16 protein-coding genes are annotated in these 17,855 nt (G+C 71.4%); 7 read left to right on the plus strand and 9 right to left on the minus strand.

Features of this window, described 5'->3' with window-relative positions; genetic code table 11:
• Positions 1-61: 61 nt before the first annotated feature.
• Positions 62-1,378, minus strand: a complete 1,317-nt coding sequence (locus DEJ02_RS06880; protein ID WP_111032445.1) for an NAD(P)/FAD-dependent oxidoreductase — start codon at positions 1,376-1,378, stop codon at positions 62-64.
• Entirely contained in the window at positions 1,375-2,511 is a 1,137-nt protein-coding gene (gene hemE, locus DEJ02_RS06885; protein ID WP_111032446.1) for a uroporphyrinogen decarboxylase, read from the minus strand. Before hemE ends, DEJ02_RS06880 begins: the two co-directional genes overlap by 4 nt.
• A gap of 38 nt (positions 2,512-2,549) precedes the next feature.
• Here hemE and DEJ02_RS06890 point away from each other — a divergent pair, with 38 nt between their 5' ends.
• Both DEJ02_RS06890 and DEJ02_RS06895 read left to right on the plus strand, forming a co-directional pair.
• On the plus strand, positions 2,550-3,872 hold the full coding sequence (locus tag DEJ02_RS06890; RefSeq protein ID WP_111032447.1) for a glutamyl-tRNA reductase: 1,323 nt from the start codon (positions 2,550-2,552) through the stop codon (positions 3,870-3,872).
• A 35-nt stretch (positions 3,873-3,907) separates the two neighbouring features.
• On the plus strand, positions 3,908-4,306 hold the full coding sequence (locus tag DEJ02_RS06895) for an NUDIX domain-containing protein (protein WP_083404464.1): 399 nt from the start codon (positions 3,908-3,910) through the stop codon (positions 4,304-4,306).
• A gap of 3 nt (positions 4,307-4,309) precedes the next feature.
• Here the strand turns inward: DEJ02_RS06895 and DEJ02_RS06900 are convergent, their stop codons facing one another.
• A complete protein-coding gene (locus tag DEJ02_RS06900) occupies positions 4,310-5,578 on the minus strand; it encodes a Fic family protein (protein WP_220038367.1) in 1,269 nt (422 codons plus the stop codon).
• 69 nt (positions 5,579-5,647) lie between these two features.
• Positions 5,648-5,923, minus strand: coding sequence for a hypothetical protein (locus DEJ02_RS06905; protein WP_071404469.1), 276 nt, complete (start codon positions 5,921-5,923; stop codon positions 5,648-5,650).
• 99 nt (positions 5,924-6,022) lie between these two features.
• Between DEJ02_RS06905 and DEJ02_RS06910 the strand changes: the two genes are divergently transcribed.
• On the plus strand, positions 6,023-6,715 hold the full coding sequence (locus DEJ02_RS06910) for a DUF4232 domain-containing protein (protein WP_111032448.1): 693 nt from the start codon (positions 6,023-6,025) through the stop codon (positions 6,713-6,715).
• 114 nt (positions 6,716-6,829) lie between these two features.
• Here DEJ02_RS06910 and DEJ02_RS06915 read toward each other — a convergent pair whose 3' ends face one another.
• The 3 genes from DEJ02_RS06915 to DEJ02_RS06925 all read right to left on the minus strand — a co-directional run bounded on the left by DEJ02_RS06915 (position 6,830) and on the right by DEJ02_RS06925 (position 10,998).
• Positions 6,830-9,040 (minus strand): MMPL family transporter, encoded by a 2,211-nt coding sequence (locus tag DEJ02_RS06915; protein WP_111032449.1) that lies wholly within the window; start codon positions 9,038-9,040, stop codon positions 6,830-6,832.
• A 135-nt stretch (positions 9,041-9,175) separates the two neighbouring features.
• Positions 9,176-9,835, minus strand: coding sequence for a response regulator transcription factor (locus tag DEJ02_RS06920; RefSeq protein ID WP_111032450.1), 660 nt, complete (start codon positions 9,833-9,835; stop codon positions 9,176-9,178).
• A complete protein-coding gene (locus DEJ02_RS06925; RefSeq protein WP_111032451.1) occupies positions 9,832-10,998 on the minus strand; it encodes a sensor histidine kinase in 1,167 nt (388 codons plus the stop codon). Before DEJ02_RS06925 ends, DEJ02_RS06920 begins: the two co-directional genes overlap by 4 nt.
• Positions 10,999-11,127: 129 nt before the next feature.
• On the opposite strand from DEJ02_RS06925, the gene DEJ02_RS06930 reads away from it, so the two are divergent.
• The 3 genes from DEJ02_RS06930 to DEJ02_RS06940 all read left to right on the plus strand — a co-directional run bounded on the left by DEJ02_RS06930 (position 11,128) and on the right by DEJ02_RS06940 (position 13,301).
• Positions 11,128-11,322 carry a hypothetical protein gene (locus DEJ02_RS06930; RefSeq protein WP_111022407.1) on the plus strand — a complete coding sequence of 65 codons (195 nt, stop codon included), beginning with the start codon at positions 11,128-11,130 and terminating at the stop codon, positions 11,320-11,322.
• 174 nt (positions 11,323-11,496) lie between these two features.
• Entirely contained in the window at positions 11,497-11,916 is a 420-nt protein-coding gene (locus DEJ02_RS06935; RefSeq protein WP_111032530.1) for a GNAT family N-acetyltransferase, read from the plus strand.
• 59 nt (positions 11,917-11,975) lie between these two features.
• Positions 11,976-13,301 carry a hypothetical protein gene (locus tag DEJ02_RS06940; protein WP_111032452.1) on the plus strand — a complete coding sequence of 442 codons (1,326 nt, stop codon included), beginning with the start codon at positions 11,976-11,978 and terminating at the stop codon, positions 13,299-13,301.
• 81 nt (positions 13,302-13,382) lie between these two features.
• On the opposite strand, the gene DEJ02_RS06945 is transcribed toward DEJ02_RS06940, so the two are convergent.
• Together DEJ02_RS06945 and DEJ02_RS06950 are read right to left on the minus strand one after the other, a co-directional pair.
• Positions 13,383-14,321, minus strand: a complete 939-nt coding sequence (locus tag DEJ02_RS06945) for a serine hydrolase (RefSeq protein WP_071404465.1) — start codon at positions 14,319-14,321, stop codon at positions 13,383-13,385.
• Positions 14,321-16,285: a M13 family metallopeptidase gene (locus DEJ02_RS06950; RefSeq protein WP_111032531.1), complete on the minus strand. Its 1,965-nt coding sequence runs from the start codon at positions 16,283-16,285 to the stop codon at positions 14,321-14,323. Before DEJ02_RS06950 ends, DEJ02_RS06945 begins: the two co-directional genes overlap by 1 nt.
• Before the next feature lie 81 nt (positions 16,286-16,366).
• Between DEJ02_RS06950 and DEJ02_RS06955 the strand changes: the two genes are divergently transcribed.
• A complete protein-coding gene (locus DEJ02_RS06955) occupies positions 16,367-17,704 on the plus strand; it encodes a uracil-xanthine permease family protein (protein ID WP_111032453.1) in 1,338 nt (445 codons plus the stop codon).
• The last annotated feature ends 151 nt before the right edge of the window (positions 17,705-17,855 follow it).

A 17,855-nucleotide genomic window follows, 5' to 3' on the forward strand; every position in this document is an offset into this window, starting at 1 on the left:
ACCGAACGGAATACGTCCGGCGGTCTCACCAACAGTAGCCCTCAGGGGCTGCGCGGTCCGCTCAGGAAGCGAGGATCTCGTCGGCTGCCTTCCGAGCGGCGGCGATGATCCCCGCCAGGCCGCGTCCGGTCGAGGCCTCGCCGATCCCGACGACGCCCTCGGCCAGCCCGGCCGCGGTGAGGTCCGGTCCGTACCAGCCGACACGTGCGGCGCCGCTGACGCGGTCGGCCGTGATCGGCACACCGAGCAGCGTGGACGCGTCCTGCAGCGCACGGCTGCCGACGGGGTCGGTCGGGTCGACCGGGAGGCTCGTGGCGACGCCCGCAGGGTCCGTCGCGGTGGTCGCGTAGCTGAGCCGCAGGACGTGGCGTCCGTCCGCCACGTCGGCCAGCCACGGCCACTTCACCGTCGCGTGCGTGAGGGCCTTCGCCGACACGGCCTGCGCGTCCGGGTGCACGAGCATCCCGGTGCCACGCGGGGCGGCGTCGAGCTCGGGCTGGTCGACGACGAGCGTGACGAGCTGGATGCCCGTCCGGTCGGGCGCGGCGGTGCGCTCCGGGTCGGCGACGGAGGACAGGGTGTGCTGGGCCGGCAGCCGTTCGGTCGTGCCGTCGGCGCCGACGATCTCGACCGCGTGCGCCTCGATGCGGGTCGCCCGGGTGTGCAGCCGGACGTCGACCCCGTAGGTCGCCATGTCGGCGACGAGCTCGTCCACCAGGCGCACCGTCCCCCCGCGGATCCCCTGCACCGGGGTGCCGGCGGCCGCGCGTGCCCGCAGCGACAGGACGGCCCGGGCGAGTGAGCCCTCGCGCAGCAGCGCGGCGCGCAGGCCCGGGGCCACTCGGTCGGGGTCGAGCTGGTCGGGGTGTGTGGAGTGCACCCCACCGGCGATCGGTACCACGAGGTCGTCGAGCACCCGCTCCCCCATGCGCCGGCGGACGAGTTCGCCGAGCGAGGAGGCCTTGGCGCCCACCGGTGCCGGCAGCAGCGAGTCCATCTGGGCGCGCAGGCCACCCTTCTGCCCGACCACGGCCAGCACGTCGGCGGCCATCGGGGTGCTCGGGATGCCGAGGAGCCCGGTCGCCGGGATCGGGGAGGTCCGGCCGTCGCGGGTCATCAGCCAGGCGCCGCGGGGGTCGGGGGCGACGACGTCGTTGCCGAGCCCGAGCTCGATCGCCAGGCGACCGACGGCGTCCGTGCGGGTGGCGAAGGAGTCCGCCGCCATGTCGAGGTCGATCCCGCCGACGGTGTGCCGACGGATCATGCCCCCGAGCTCACCCGAGGACTCGACGAGCACCACGTGGGCGCCGCCCTTGGCGAGGTCACGGGCGGTGACGAGCCCGGCGATCCCGCCGCCGACCACGACGACGTCGGTCACGCGCCGGCTCCGTCCTGCGCTGCACCGTCGTCCGCGCGGCCGTCGCCGAGCGAGTGGACCAGCTCGACCACGCGGGTCAGGACGTCCGGGTCGGTCTCGGGCGGGACACCGTGGCCGAGGTTCACGACGTGGGCCCGTGCGGCACCACCCCGACGGACGACGTCGCGGACGTGCGCTTCGAGGACATCCCACGGTGCCGAGAGCATCGCCGGGTCGATGTTGCCCTGCACGCTGACGCCGGTGCCGACGCGCTGGACCGCCTGGTCGAGCGGCAGGCGCCAGTCGACCCCGACCGCGTCGACGCCCACGGTGTCCGTGCCGAAGGTCGTCATGTCGGCCAGGACCTCGCCGCTGCCGACGCCGAAGTGGATGCGCGGCACCCCGAGCTCGGCGACGTGCGACATCGCCTGGGCGGAGTGCGGGGCGACGGATCGGACGTAGTCGGCGCGGGACAGCGACCCGACCCACGAGTCGAAGAGCTGCGCGGCCGAGGCCCCGGCGAGCACCTGTGCCCGGAGGAACATCCCGGACACCTCGGCGGCCCAGGCGAGCAGCCGCGACCAGGTCTCGGGGTCGGCGTGCATGAGCGTGCGGGCGCGGATGTGGTCCTTGGACGGGCCACCCTCGACCAGGTAGGCGGCGAGGGTGAACGGCGCCCCCGCGAAGCCGATCAGCGGGGTGTCGCCGAGCTGGTCGACCGTGCGTCGGACGGCCTGCTCGATCGGGGCGAGGGCCGCGGGGTCGAGCTGCTCGAGGGCGTCGACGTCGGCGGGGGTGCGGATCGGCGACGAGAGCACCGGGCCACGACCGGGGACGATCTCGACGTCCACACCGGCGAGCTTGATCGGCACGACGATGTCGCTGAAGAAGATGCCCGCGTCGACCCCGTGCCGGCGCACCGGCTGCAGGGTGATCTCCGACGCCATCTCCGGGTCGAGGCACGCGTCGAGCATGGCTGTGCCGATCCGAAGCTCCCGGTACTCCGGCAGGGACCGTCCGGCCTGCCGCATGAACCATACCGGGAGCGTCTCCGGACGGTCACCCCGCAGGGCCCGCACCAGGCGGGAACCACTCGTCCGCCCTGATGCCAGGGGGTGGGAGTCGGGGAGGGATGTGGTCGTCGCTTCGGTCACCGGATGATTCTCCCATCGAGCGCGTTACCATTGACTACGTGCTCATCTGTCTCACGGCGTCGCATCGCAACGCCAGCTTCGATCTCCTGGAGCGACTGAGCATCGGTGCACCCGCGGCAGCCAGCCGACTCGTCACGGATGCCGGCGTCCTGGACGGTGCAGTGGTCCTCGCGACCTGCAACCGCTTCGAGGCGTACCTCGACATCGCGGGCGACGAGAGCGAGTCCGCCGTCTCCGCCACCGTGCAGGCCGTGGCCGCCGCGAGCGACCTGGACGCCACCGAGGTCCTGGACTCCGTCCACGTGCTGGACGGCAAGGACGTCGTGCAGCACCTGTTCGCCGTGTCGAGCGGTCTCGAGTCCGTCGTCGTCGGCGAGACCGAGATCTCCGGCCAGGTCCGTCGCTCGCTCGAGGACGCCCGGTCGAACGGCACCACCACCTCGGACCTCGAGCGCCTGTTCCAAGAGGCCGCGCACACCTCGCGCGGCGTCAAGACCCGCACCCGCATCGGTGCCGCCGGCCGGTCCCTCGTGCGCCTCGGCCTCGAACTCGCCTCGTCGCGGGTCACCGACTGGGCCCGCACCCGCGTGCTGCTCGTCGGCACCGGCAGCTACGCGGCCACCACCATCGCCGCCCTGCGCGACCGCGGCGCCACGAACATCCAGGTGTTCTCGCCGTCGGGCCGGGCACCCTGGTTCGCCGCCAAGCACGACCTCGTCGCCGCCCGTGAGCTGCGCCAGGCCATCGGCGAGAGCGACGTCCTGATCACCTGCACCTCGAGCGAGGTCCCGGTCGTCGCGCCGGCCGACCTCGACGACGGGGTCCGCCGCATCGTCATCGACCTCGGGCTCCCCCGCAACGTCGACCCCGCGGCCGCCGGCGTCGACGGCGTCGAACTGCTCGACCTCGAGACGATCAGCATCCACGCCCCGATCTCCGAGCTGAACGCCGAGTCCGAGGCCCGTGCGATGGTCGACGACGCCGTGTCCAGGTTCCGCGCCCAGGCGATGGAGCAGTCGACGACCCCGGCGCTCGTGGCGTTCCGCAAGCACGTGTTCGACATCCTCGACGACGAGATCGAGCGGGCCAAGCGCCGCGCGGACGCCGACGGCGAGTCCGTCGAGCACACCGAGCGGGCGCTCCGGCACCTGGTCGGCGTCCTGCTGCACCGTCCCTCGGTCCGCGCTCGCGAGCTCGGTCGCGCCGGTCGCGGCGAGGAGTTCGTCGGGGCGATCGACTCCCTGTACGGCGTCCGGCCGGAGGCCGAGCCGGAGCTGCCGTCGCCCGTCGTCCCGCTGGCCGACCGCACGGCACTGGACCCGACCGCCTCGGATCGCGACGACCAGGCGGACGCGAGCTGAGCCTCCAGACAGGCTCGCAACCACCCACGCTGCGCGTGAGTGCGCTGCTGCTGGTGCGTGACCGACGTGTCCTGATGGTGCGCGCCCGGGCGCGCGACGTGCTCTACCTGCCCGGCGGCAAGGCGGAGCCGCACGAGACCGACGTCGAGGCCGCCGTGCGCGAGGCCTACGAGGAGACCGGCCTGCGGCTCACCGCCGACGACGTCGACCCGTTCGGCGTCGTGCTCGAGCCCGCCCACGGGCAGGCTCCGGGGACGATGGTCGCGATGACGCTGTTCCTGGTCCGGCCGGGAGGCCCGCTGGACTCCGCCACGCCCGTCGCCTCCGCCGAGGTGGACGAGGTCGAGTGGGTCACCTCCGCCGACGCGGACCGCTGCCCGCCTGCGGGCGTGGAGACGCTCCGCCGCCTGGTGGCGGCGGAGCTGATCGACTGACCGTCAGGCCCTGGGCGGAGCTGTCGGCACGTGTCTGGTCGGCGGCACGACGCCGGTGTCACCAGCCGGAGAGGCGAGACGGCGTTCCAGCAGTGCCAGCGCGCCGATCACGGCGTCTGCCTCGAAGACACGGTTCCGCCGTCCCGCCGACCGTTGTGTCAGGACGCCACGCTCGACGAGGACCCCCAAGGCCGTGTTCGCGGCCTGCTCGCTCCGGCCCGTCGCGGCGGCGAACGTCTGCGCGGTGAGCACGGGCATGCGGGGCGCGAGTTCGAGCGCCGACCATGCAGCGGAGTCAGAGCGGACTCCGGCGAGCGCAGATCGCCAAGACTCCTTGATCCGGACGAGCTCGTGCTCGAACTGCGTCATCCGGTCCACGACCTCGGCCATCGCCTCGGCGAAGAGCCGGACGAACTGCCCGACGGCCCGCTGCGCTGGCTCCGATGCCGGCGGATCGGTGGACCGGAACCGCTGGAGCCCCGCTTCGTAGTCGACAGCACGGGTCGCCAGGACCAGGGACACCGGTGGAGACGACTCGATGGTCAGCCCCCGTGACCGCAGGACAGCGTGGATCAGTGCGCGTCCGATGCGACCGTTGCCGTCGGCGAACGGGTGGATCGTCTCGAACTGCGCGTGTGCGACGGCGGCGATGGCGATCGTCGGCAGCGTGCTCGAGTTCACGAACGCCAACAGGTCGTCGAGGAGTCCTGGCACCCGCTCCGGCACGGGAGGGACGAACACCGCTGCGGCAGGCGTCGGTCCGCCGATCCAGTTCTGCACCGCTCGGACCGTGCCCCCGACCTCGGGGGTCGCCGAGGCCTCCATCAGCCGCCGGTGCGCCTCGAGGAGCAGGTCGAGGGTCACCGGGGAACCCGGACCGACCGACTCGGTGAGGAAGGTCATGGCGTCGATGTTGCCGAGGACCTCGGTTGCGGTGCTCCACTGCCCGAGCGGGCTCCGTCCGCGCGCCTCTTCCTCGAGCAGCTTCCGCGGGGAGACCTCGAGGCCCTCGATCATCGACGACCCGACAGCCTCGGCTCGGAGGAGCATCCGACCCAGTGCGTCTCCGCTTCCGAGCAGGGTGGATCTCGTCTCGGCTTCGGTCACCGCAGCGGTGGCCTCGAGTACGGCCGCTTGTTCGGCCGGTCCGAGTTCGACCGTTCGGCCCTGCAGCGGATCCGGCACGTAGGCCTCGAAGACCATCGGCATCCGGAAGGCGCGTGTCGCGGCTGCCGGGTCGCCCGTGCGTCGGATCGTCTCGTACGAAGCCATACATGGATCATCCCATGATCAAGGATGACTGCCTATCCTTGATCATGGGATGCGTTCCACTCGGGTTCGTCAGGCCTTGTCGGTGTCGGTGTACTCCCCGACCTCGCCGTTCTGGGCCGGCTCGGCCTCGCCGGGGATGTCCGAGTCGACGTACTCGCCGTCGGGTCCGGTTCCGGTCGGACGCGTCTCGCCGGGGATGTCGCTCGAGACGAACTCGCCGACGGGCTCAGTCGACTCGACGTGCTCCTCGCCCGGGATCTCGCTGTCCGTGAAGGCTCCGGCCCGGGGCTCGACCCCGTCCGCGCGACCTTCGTCGCCTCGTGCCTGTTCGTGCTTGCCCGTCATGTCCGACCTCCGCTGCTCGGGTTGCTTGCCTCGGAGTGTGCTCGGGGTCCCTGGACGCCGACCGAACCGGATGCGGCGTTCGGTGGTTGCCTGTGCACCATGCAACGCAGCAGCCGATCGAAGTTCCTGCTCGTCGTGACCGGGCTCGTCGCCGTCGGGACACTGGCGGGGTGCGCCTCGGACGGGCAGCCCGCCGCCACCGAGACCGTCACGGCGCCCGCGCCGTCGCCGTCCGCGTCGGCGTCCACGCCGCAGTCGTCCGAGGAGTCCGCCTCGGCGGCACCGACCTCCGGGTCCGGGTCCGGTTCTGGGCCGTCCGCCGGATCCGGTGCCACCGGCCAGGCTGCCGGCGACCGGTGCGCGGTGTCGTCGCTCGCCGGACGCATCGAGGCCGGCAGTGGTGGTGCCGCCGGCAGCGTCATCGTGCACCTGGTGCTCGAGAACACCGGGTCGACGACCTGCACCGTGCAGGGGTGGCCCGGGGTCTCGTTCGTCGGGGGTGGCACCGGCAAGCAGATCGGAGCGGCGGCCGTCGCGGAGAAGAGTTCCCCGCACCCGACCGTCACACTCGCTCCCGGCAAGACCGCCGTCGCACCGCTCAGGATCGTCCGGGCCGAGAACTACTCGGCGGGCGACTGCTCGCCCGAGACCCCGGACGGCTTCCGCGTGTACCCGCCCGGGTCGAAGCAGTCCCTGTTCGTGAAGGACACGGACTACCAGGCGTGTGCGTCGGCCGATGCCTCGCTGCTGTCCGTGCAGGCGTTCGTGCCGGAGGGGCAGGCGACCTCGTAGCGGTCAGCCGGGCGGTCTCGGCGGGTCCCGAGCACGGGCTGCTGCCGCCACGGACGGAGCCGTCCCGCTGCGATCGCAGCGGGACGGCTTCTTCGGTCCTCAGGTGCTGGCCGACTAGCTGACCGGCACCGGGACGGCCCCGGTCCCCCGGTCGTGCTCGGGAGCCCGGTCGAGTCCGTGGCCCTCGGTGTCCAGGTTCGGGATGACCTTCTGCATCCACTTCGGCATCCACCAGGCTGCTTCCCCGCAGAGCGTGAGGAGCGCCGGCATGATCATCATCCGCACCAGGAAGGCGTCCGCGAGGACCCCGACGAGCAGCCCGACGGCGATCGACGCTGCGACGGCCATCTCACTCGTGGCGAAGCCGGCGAAGACGACGGCCATGATCGTGGCTGCTGCGACGAGGACGGTGCCGGACTTGGTGAACCCGGAGAACACGGCGTCCTTCGGGCTCAGCCCGCGGGAGTGTTCTTCCTTCATCCGGGACACGAGGAACACCTGGTAGTCCATCGCCAGCCCGAACAGGACCCCGACCAGGATGATCGGCAGCAGGCTCAACATCGGGTCACCCTGGGGCGCGGCGATGAGCGGGTCGAGCCAGCCCCACTGGAAGATCGCGACCGATGCGCCGAACGCCGCCCCGACGGAGAACAGGTACCCGAGGGTGGCGAACAGGGGCACGAGCAGGGATCGGAACATCACGATCAGGAGCAGGAACGACAGCGCGACGATCACGATGATGTAGGTGATCAGTGCCCGGTTCATCTGCGCGGTGTCGTCGAGCCCGATCGCGGTCTCGCCGGTCACCTCGACGCGCACGCCGCTGATCGCCGTGGTCTCGTCGCGGATGTCCGTGACGAGCTGCTTCGTGCTCTCGGCGATCGGACCGCCGGTCGGGATGACGGTGAGGAGTGCGGCGTCGTCGGTCTTCGTGACCTGGCCGGGGACGACGGCTTCGACGTGGTCGAGGCCCGTGATCTCGTCCTCGACCGCGGTGAGGTTGCTGGTGACGTCGTCGCCCTGCACGAGCACGAGCAGCGGGGACTGGATGCCGCCGAACTCGTCGACGATCAGGTCGTAGGCCTTCCGCTCGGACGACGTCGGGTCGGAGCCACCGGGGATGTTGGAGGCCGTCTTCATGTCGAGGACCGGTGCGGCGACGAGCCCGAGGACGACGACGGCGCCGAAGAGTGCGAGCCACGGGCGTCCGGTGACGAACCTGGCCCACCCGCGGAGGAAGTTCTTGCGGTTCGCGGGACGCTGCGGGATCGGCTGGCCGGCAGCGAGGAGTTCCCGGTGCTTCCGGGGCAGGGCGCGCAACCCGAGGGTCCCCAGGATGACGGGGAGCAGCGTGAGGGCCATCAGCACCGCGATCAGGACGCTGAACGCTCCGGCGAAGCCCATCACGGTGATGACCTCGTTGCCGGTCACGACGAGACCCACGAGGGCGATGATGACGGTGAGGCCCGCGAACACGACTGCGGTGCCCGCGGTGCCGGTGGCCCGGGCGACCGCGTCGATGACGCTGCGTCCCTCGCGGAGCTCCGAGCGGAACCGGGTGAGGATGAACAGCGTGTAGTCGATCCCGACGGCGAGGCCGAGCATGGTCGCGAGCGTCAGGGTGGTCCCCTGGATCGGGTTGATCGCGGAGTACGCGAGGACACCGACCGTCCCCACGGCGACCCCGGAGATCGCGACGAGCATGTTCGCTCCGGCGGCCAGGAGCGAACCGAACGTCAGGAACAGCACCAGGAACGCGACCAGGATCCCGATGACCTCGCCGGGACCGAAGGTGGCGTAGGTGTCACCGAACAGGTGCCCGCCGACCTCGGCGTGGAAGGCAGCACGGTGGTCGGCTGCGAAGTCCAGGACGGTGTCGTACGTCTTCTCCTGGTTCGCCTCGGTGACGCCGGAGAAGGTCAGCGTGGAGATGACCGTGGTGCCGTCCTTCGAGACCATCGGGTTCCGCTGGGCGAACGGGTCCGAGACCGTCTGCACGTGCGGAAGGTTCTTCGCGTCGGCGAGGACTGCCTGCACCTCGGCGGCGGTGGCCTGGTCCGTGACCTTCGCTCCGTCTCGCGCCTGGAGGACGAGCTGCAGCGTCTTCGCGTCGCCCGACGACGAGGAACCGAGGTCGAACTTCTCGTTGACGACGGTGAGCGCCTTCGCGGCGGCGGTCGTGTTGCCGGCCGAGCCGGTGGCACTGGTGTCCATGCCGGCGGCGGTGACCGCGGTGAGGCCCGCGAAGAGCACCAACCAGACGGCGACGATGATGAGCCGGTGCCGGGCGCTGAAGCGTCCGATCGCGGCGAGGACCTTGGGCATGATGCTCCCGGAGGGAAGAAGAGGAAGCCACGCGGAGACCGTCGCGGCGGGTACTCCTCAATGCTCCGAGCAACGCTCCGTCCGGCCGTCGTCCCGTCGGAGCGACGGACCTACTGCGTCCGCAGTAGGTCCGGGTCAGTCGACGAGTCCGGCGCGGTAGGCGAGGGACACCAGCTGCGCGCGATCACGGACGCCGAGCTTCGCCATCGCGCGGTTGGCGTGGGTCTTCACGGTGTAGGGCGAGACGAACATCTCCCGGCCGATCCGGTCGTTGTCGCCACCGCGGGCGATCGCCACCACCACGTCGTGTTCACGCGGGGTCAGCGCTCGGAGACGTTCCTGCGCATCGGTGTCGATGACGCGGTCGGACTGGGAGCTGACCTGCGCGATGACCGCGGCCTGCGCAGCCGCGGAGAGTGCTCCACCACCGAGGACGACCTCGTTGATGCCCGCCACGAGCTCGCGGGGTCCGATGGTCTTGCCGAGAAAACCGTTCGCACCGGCCCGGAGCGCCGAGACCACGATCTCGTCCTGCTCGAACGTCGTCAGGATGACGATGCGGAGCTGCTCGGCGGAGAACCGCTCACGGAGGCGGCGTGTGGTCTCGACGCCGTCGATCCCCGGCATCCGCACGTCCAACAGGACGACGTCGACCGTCGTCGTCTCGAGGAACCGCAGGGCCTCGAAGCCGTCGCCGGCCTCGCCAGCGACGGTGAGGTCGTCGTGCGCCTCGAGGATGGTGCGGAGCCCGACGCGGATCATCGCCTGGTCGTCGACCAGCAGGATCGTCGTCACGACAGCTTCCTTCCGTCCAGCGCCAGCACGGCGTGCACGACGAACCGATCGGGTCGTTCGTCGACGTCCAGTGTCCCGCCTGCGGCCCCGACGCGCTCGCGCATGCCCACGAGCCCGAACCCCGACCCCTGCGTCTGCTTGGTCCGCGGCGCGCGTGGGTTGTCGGAGACCACGTGGAGTCGACCCTGCTCGGCGCGGACGGTGATCGTCACCGTGCCGATCCCGTACCGGTGTGCGTTGGTCAGGGCCTCCTGCACGACGCGGTACACGGTGACCTCGACCACGGGTGCGACCGGTTCGTCCGGCAGCTCGACGTCGGCCACGACGTCGAGCCCGATCGACGTGAACGACGACACCAACGCGGGCAGCGAGCCGAGCCCGGCGACCGTCTGGTCGGGAGCGGCATCCCGTGACCGGAGGAGCTCGAGGATCTGCTGCGTCTCGGCGGTGACCATCCGCAACGCCTCTCGCGCGTCACCTGCTGCGCGTGCTGCCGTCACCGGGTCGCGGTCGACGGTGACCTCGACCGCACCCAGGTGCATGCTCGCCACCGCGATCTGGTGACCGACGACGTCGTGCAGGTCGCGGGCGATGCGGAGCCGCTCGGCGTCCACGCGTCGGCGGGCTTCGAGGTCCCGTGACGCGATCGCCTCGCGGGCTTGCTCCCGCAGTGCCGACCAGTACCGGAGCTGTGCCCAGACCGCGGCCCCCGTGGCGCCAGCAGCCGCACACGCCGCGACCGCCGCCAACGCGTCGGGACTGACCAGCCCCGCGCCGGACTCCACCGCGACCACGAGGTAGAGCGGCAGCGCGGTCGCGACGACCATGCGGAACGGGGCCGCACCGCGGAGGGTGACGGAGAACAGCGCGAACACCACGATCGTCCACCCCACGATCGGATCCCACCCCTGCACCGCTGCCACCGCACAGCCGACCACGGTGAGCAGCACCCCCGGCCACGGGTACCGACGAGCCACGGCCACACCGGCGATGCCGAGCAGCACACCGACCAACGGGAAGACCCCGGCGCCCGCGACGACGACTCGGACGATCTCCACCGCTGCACCGGCCACGGCGAGGCCCGCGGCCAGCTCGGGCAGGAGCGCCGGGGACCGGAGCCACCACGGGTTCGGTGGCAGCACGAGATCGCCGTCGTTCGTCATCCCCCGAGTCTCCTGCCTCCACCCCGTCGACACGTACTGCGGACGCAGTAGGTTCGACGATCCGTGACGACGACGAGGCGCCGCGTCCCGATCCGGAGGATTGGCACCAACCCCACCGGAAGGCACCCAATGACGACCATCACCGCTCCCCGTTCCGCTCCGACGGCCCGACGGCACTCCCTCACCCGCGCACCGCAGCTCACCGCGTGGGCCGCCCTGATGGGTGTCTCCGAGGTCGTCCGCTTCGCCGGGTTCATGACCCTGCTCGTCGCGATGGGCGTCGAAGCCGGCGCCCGACGCGTGATCGACCACGAGGAGGCGTGAGCATGCGTCCCATCCGCCCCGAGGACATCACGCTCCCCGACACCCGACCGATCGACATCACCGCGTCCATGCGCGAGGTCGAGTCCGGCGAAGCGGACTCCGCCGATCGCTGACGGTCGCCCCGCTGCGATCCCGAGGCCGCATCACGCGTCCGGCTCGGGCACGATGGGCACCGTGACCACCACGATCAGCGACGAACAACCGGGCACCGACGAGCTGGTGGCGCTGTACGACGCCGTCGGGTGGACCGCGTACACGCAGGACCCTGCAGCCCTCACCGCGGCGATCGCCGGCTCCCACACCGTGCTGACCGCCCGCGACGACGACGGACACCTGCTCGGCCTGCTCCGCACGGTCTCCGACGGCGTGACGATCGTGTACGTGCAGGACGTCCTCGTCCTGCCGTCCGCGCACCGGTCCGGCATCGGCGGCGCACTCCTCGACGCCGTGCTGCAGCGGTACGCCGGCGTTCGCCAGACGGTCCTCCTCACCGACGACGAGCCGGGGCAGCGGGCGTTCTACGAGTCACGTGGCTTCGTCGAGGCCCACGACGTCGAACCACAGCCGTTGCGCTCCTTCGTGCTCCTGCGCTGAGCACGGATGGGTCCCGCGACCGATTCCGTCCGCACGGCGCCGTTCCTAGACTCGGACGCATGGGGGCTCGCGCACGGACACGTTCAGCGGCAGCCCTCGCGACCGCGCTCGGCGTCGTGCTCGCCCTCGCCGCGTGCACGTCGCCACCACCGCCGGCCGGGTCGGAACCGGCGCTCGCGAAGCTCATCACCCGGGTCGAGCGGTTGCCCGGGGTCGACACGGCCGAGGGCGAGATCCGTCAGGTCGACGCGAAGGACGACCCGCAGAACTGGATCACCTCGCTCGAGGTGCAGGCCGACACGACGGACCTCGCCGTCGCCGAACGGATCCGGCACACGGCAGCGCGGGGTGTCACCGGCACGACGCTGTCGGTGACCGTGGACGTGCCCCGCGGCCGGGCGTCGGCGCCGGTCGCAGTCGACCCGATGGACCCTGACGTCGTCGACCTGGCCGCACGGCTGCGCGCGGAGCCCTTCGTGCACCGGCTGCGGGCGACCCCGTCGCGTTCCACGATCTGGCTCGTGCCGGGCGTCAGCTTCACCGACGCCGTCGCGCAGGCCCGTCCGATCGTCGGTGACCACCCGGCCTCCCTGATCCGTGGTGACGTTTCGGTGGGGATCACGGCGACGCACCCCGGGCGAGCACTCATGCGCACGATCGACGGGTTCGACCGCGACGGTGACGAAGACGTCGAGGGCCTGTACTACTCACCGGGCACGACCTACGCCGACGCTGCGCAAGCACCCGCAGACGAGTACGGAGCGGCTGCCGAGCCCGAACGGCCTTCCCTGTCGATCGACGGCGAACGACTCGGCGCCGTCGCCGACGTCCTCGTCCGGACGAAGGACGAAGCCGCCGATGCACACCGCGCTCCGCGCACCGCGTTCTCCGTCGGCCTCGACGGGACGAACGGCTGGCTCGGACTCCCCCTCGACGCCGAGAAGCCGCAGGACGCCACTGCCCCGGGCACCCCGACGTCGGGACCGTCGCCGACCCCCTGGGTGGCCGCCGACGTGAGCGACCACGCAGCGACGCTCCGGGCGTTCCTCGAGCGCTCGGCCGAGGCCGCCGGAGTCCCGGCGACCGTGACCACGGGCACCGAACAGTGCGCGCCGCCCGGATCGACCTGGTCACCCGATGCGACCGGCACGCGCGCGACGGCGTTCAGCATCGTGCCCGTGTTCCAGATCGTCGACGACGCGCAGGGGCCGTTCGACGCCGTGACCGCGCTGTGGACTTCCGAGGGCTTCGAGGTCAGCGGCCGGGCGATGGGGCGGGACTACTGGTCGTCGTCCACGGATGCGGATCCAGCCACGGCGAGCATCCGGGGCACGGTCGACGGCCTGAGCCTGCGCGCGGAGTCGGTCTGCGTCCCGCGGCCCTGACCCGGCGACACCGCACCCGCCACGAACAACACCGGGCGTCCACGCTCCCCGCGGGCGCCGAGCGGCGATCGGCGAGCGGCCTCAGCGACGAGCCGGGGCGTGCACCGCCTCGAGCACCTCGGTCCCCATGGTCCGCAGCGCCTCGACCACGGCCAACCGCCGCTGCAACGAAGCGTCGTCGAACGTGACGGTCACGGCGTAGCTGACCGACGACCCGGGCCCCCGCAGGATCCCCGCCTCGGCCCGCACGCCCGTGCTCGACCCGGTGACCGCGACGACCTGCAACCCGTGGTCGAGCGCCCGATGCGCCAGGGGGTCGAGCCCGAAGGACCCGGCGACCAGGTTCAGGTCACTCGCCAGGGACAACCAGCCGAGCACCCGGTTCGACACCGCTTCGTCGACGACCTCGCCGAGCGCCAGTCCGCGCATCACCCACGACAGCTCCCCGGTCGGTGCGACGGAGGCGTCGGGGGCGTCGTCCGGACCGCGGCGGTCCCGCACGCGGTCGATCAACGCCGTGCGCTCGATGCCCAGGGACTCCGCACGCTCCCGGACGGCGTCGATGCCGACGGTCGACAGCAGCGCGTTCATGGCCCAGGCGTCGGCGGTGGCCCCGACCAGGGTCGCCAGGTCGGGCACCTGCATGGTCGGCTCCTGCAGGAACTGCCACAGGCCGGCACCGGTCGCGGTGTCGCGGGCCATGCGCTGCAGTCGGTCACCGTGCAGGCGGCCGTCCTCGAGCTGGGCGGCGACCTCGATGAGCAGCAGGACGCGGCCCAGGCTCGCGACCGGCTGCACCAGGGTGTCGTCGATCGCGAGCAGGGCCTTGCCGCTGGAGGTGTCGATCACCGAGGCACTGACCCCGGCGCCCTCGAGCGCGAGGGCGCCGAGGGCCTCGGTGGTGGCGGTGAAGCGGTCGTCGGCCCGGCCGCTGTGCCGCCCACGACCGCGGCCGCCACCTGCTGGGCGGTCGTCCGGTCGCCGGCGGCGCGACGACCGGGCCGCGTCCGGCTCCGTCATCACCAGATCGCGACGCGCTCGGCGGGGTCGAGGTACATCGCGTCCTGCTCGGTCACGCCGAAGGTGTCGTACCAGACGTCGATGTTCCGCACGACCTGGTTGCAGCGGAACTCGTTGGGCGAGTGCGGGTCGATGCTCAGCAGACGAGCCGCCTCTTCCGGGCGGATCGCCATGCGCCAGGCCTGCGCCCAGCTCAGGAAGAAGCGCTCGGCACCGGTGAGGCCGTCGACGACCGGGGGCTCCTGGCCGTCGAGCGACAGCAGGTACGCCTTCCACGCGATCGACAGGCCGCCGAGGTCACCGATGTTCTCGCCGATGGTCAGGGCACCGTTCACGTGACTGTCGGGCACCTCGGTCGGCACCAGGGCGTCGTACTGGGCGATGAGGGCCTTCGTGCGCTCCTCGAACGCCGCGCGGTCGGCCTCGGTCCACCAGTTCTCGAGCTTGCCGTCGCCGTCGTACTGCGACCCCTGGTCGTCGAAGCCGTGGCCGATCTCGTGCCCGATGACGGCACCGATCGCGCCGTAGTTCGCGGCGGCGTCGCGGTCTGCGTCGAAGAACGGGAACTGCAGGATCGCCGCCGGGAACACGATCTCGTTGAAGCCGGGGTTGTAGTACGCGTTGATCGTCTGCGGGGTCATGAACCACTCGTCGCGGTCGATCGGCTTGCCGATCTTGCCGAGCTCGCGGTCGACCTGGAACGAGGCGACGGCGCGGACGTTCGCGACCAGGTCGTCGGACAGGACGGGCAGCGCCGAGTAGTCGCGCCACTTCACCGGGTAGCCGATCTTCGGCGTGAACTTGTCGAGCTTGTCGAGCGCACGGGCACGGGTCTCGTCGGTCATCCAGTCGAGCGCCGTGATGCTCTGCCGGTACGCCTCGACCAGGTTGGCGACGAGGTCGTCCATCTTGGCCTTCGAGGTCTCGTCGAAGTGCTCCTGCACGTAGATGCGGCCGACGGCCTCGCCCATCGCGCCCTCGACCAGCGAGACGCCACGCTTCCAGCGCTCGCGCTGCTTGGGCGCACCGGTCAGTGCGGTGCCGTAGAACGAGAAGTTCGTGGCCGAGAACGCGCTCGTCAGGTACGCGGCGGAGCCACGGATGACCTGCCAGCGCAGCCAGTCCTTCCAGACCTCGAGCGGCTGGTCGTTCAGCAGGTCGGCCAGGCCGGTGATGAACGAGGGCTCGCGGACCACGACGGTCTCGAAGGCGCCTGCCGGGGCGTCGATGGCCTGCCACCAGGTCTGCAGGTCGACGCCCTTCGCGAGCGCGGCGACCTCGGCCCAGGGCAGCTTGTTGTAGGTCTTCTGGCTGTCGCGGGTCGTGACGTTGTCCCAGTGCTGGGCGGCGAGCGCCGTCTCGAGCGCGATGACGTGATCGGTGCGGGCACCGCCGTCGTCGAGGCCGGCGAGCGGGAACATCGCCGCGACGAACTCGCGGTACTTCTCGCGGATGTCGGCGAAGCGCTCTTCCCGGTAGTACGACTCGTCGGGCAGCCCGAGGCCGGACTGCTCCAGGAACACGACGTAGGACTCGGGGTCGCCCGGGTCGTTGTCGACGAAGAGTTGCAGGAAGCTCGGCAGGCCGATGCGCTCGAAGCGGCCGACGGCGGCGATGACCTCGGGCACGGACTGGATCTCGGTGATCTCGGCGAGCAGGTGCTCGATCGGTGCGGTGCCGAGTTCCTCGAGCCGCGCTTCGTCGGTGAACGAGGTGAAGAGGTCACCGACCTTGCGCTCCTCGGTGCCGGGGGCGGCCTGCTGCGAGCGCTCGATGATGTCGCGCACGGCGATCTCGGCGGCTTCGGCCAGCACCGTGAAGGAGCCGTACCGGGCCTTGTCGTCGGGGATCGGCGTCGCCTCGATCCAGGTCCCGTTCACGTGGCGGTACAGGTCGTCCTGGGGGCGCACCGCGGGGTCGAGTTCGTCAGTGTGGATGCCGGAGGCACGTGCGACGTCGGTCATGCGGTCCACGATAGCCACCGACCCCATGGGGCAGGTCGATCCGGGTCGTCACCGGCACACGGCTGCCGGTACGGTCATCGCATGGGACTTCCGTGGAAGCTGCACGGCGACGGCAAGACCGTCTCCGCGACGACGATCGTGGCACCCGACGAACGGCTCACCTGGCCCCGGACGATCGGCCTCGGCGTGCAGCACGTCGTCGCGATGTTCGGCGCCACGTTCCTGGTGCCCCTGATCACCGGGTTCCCGCCGTCGACGACGCTGCTGTTCAGCGGCATCGGCACGATCCTGTTCCTGCTCATCACGGGCAACCGCCTGCCGAGCTACCTCGGCTCGTCGTTCGCCTTCATCGCCCCGATCGGTGCGGCGACCAAGATCGGCGGCATCCCGCTCGCCCTGTCCGGCATCATCGTCGTCGGCGCGCTGCTCGCGATCGTCGGGCTCGTCGTGCACCTGGCCGGCGCCGGGTGGATCGACCGGCTGATGCCCCCGGTGGTCTCGGGCGCGATCGTCGCCCTGATCGGCTTCAACCTGGCGCCGTCGGCCCGGAAGAACTTCACGGAAGCCCCGGTCATCGCGGTCATCACCCTCGCGACGATCATCCTGGTCACGGTCCTGTTCAGGGGCCTGATCGGCCGCCTGTCGATCGTCATCGGTGTGCTCGTCGGGTACGTCGCAGCGCTCATCGGCGGTCAGGTCGACTTCTCGAAGGTCGGCGACAAGCCGTGGATCGGTCTGCCGGACTTCACCGCTCCCGCGTTCGACCCGTCGCAGCTCCCGATCTACCTGGCGTTCGTGCCGGTCGTCCTGGCACTGGTCGCCGAGAACGTCGGCCACGTCAAGGGTGTCGGGCAGCTGACCGGCCGTGACCTCACGCCGCTCACCGGTCGCGCGCTCTTCGCCGACGGCATCTCGACCGTGCTGGCCGGCGTCGGCGGCGGCTCCGCCACCACCACCTACGGCGAGAACATCGGCGTCATGGCCGCCACCCGCGTCTTCTCCACCGCCGCCTACTGGGTCGCCGCCATCGCGGCCGTCCTGCTCGGCCTGTCGCCGAGGATCGGCGCCGTCATCTCCTCGGTGCCCGCGGGCGTGCTCGGCGGCGCCACCACCGCGCTCTACGGCCTGATCGGCATCATCGGCATCCGGATCTGGGTCGAGAACCGCGTCGACTTCTCGAAGCCGAAGAACCAGCTGACGGCCGGCATCGCCCTGATCATCGGCATCGCGAACTTCACGTTCACCTTCGGCCAGGCGAGCTTCGGCGGCATCATCGTCGGCACGATCGCCGCGATCGTCGTCTACCACCTGATGGACGTCATCGGCCGGGCCCGCGGCACCGACGAGCCCTCGACCGAGGCCGCCGACCCCGCGCACGCCGCCACCGGCGCCGTCCCCGCGGAACCGCGCGCAGACTGACGCGAGTGGTCGGCCGGGACGCGCGTCCGGCCTGACGACGTGGGACCACCGGACTGGAGGCCCGTGGCGGACACGGCCACGGGCCTCCAGTCCGTCACGGGGTGCGTTGCGGACCGGAACGCCCCCCAGTCGGTCGCTCCGGTCCGCACAC

Origin of the sequence: Curtobacterium sp. MCLR17_042 (assembly GCF_003234695.1) — a bacterium.
GTDB classification, from domain to species: Bacteria; Actinomycetota; Actinomycetes; order Actinomycetales; family Microbacteriaceae; genus Curtobacterium; species Curtobacterium flaccumfaciens.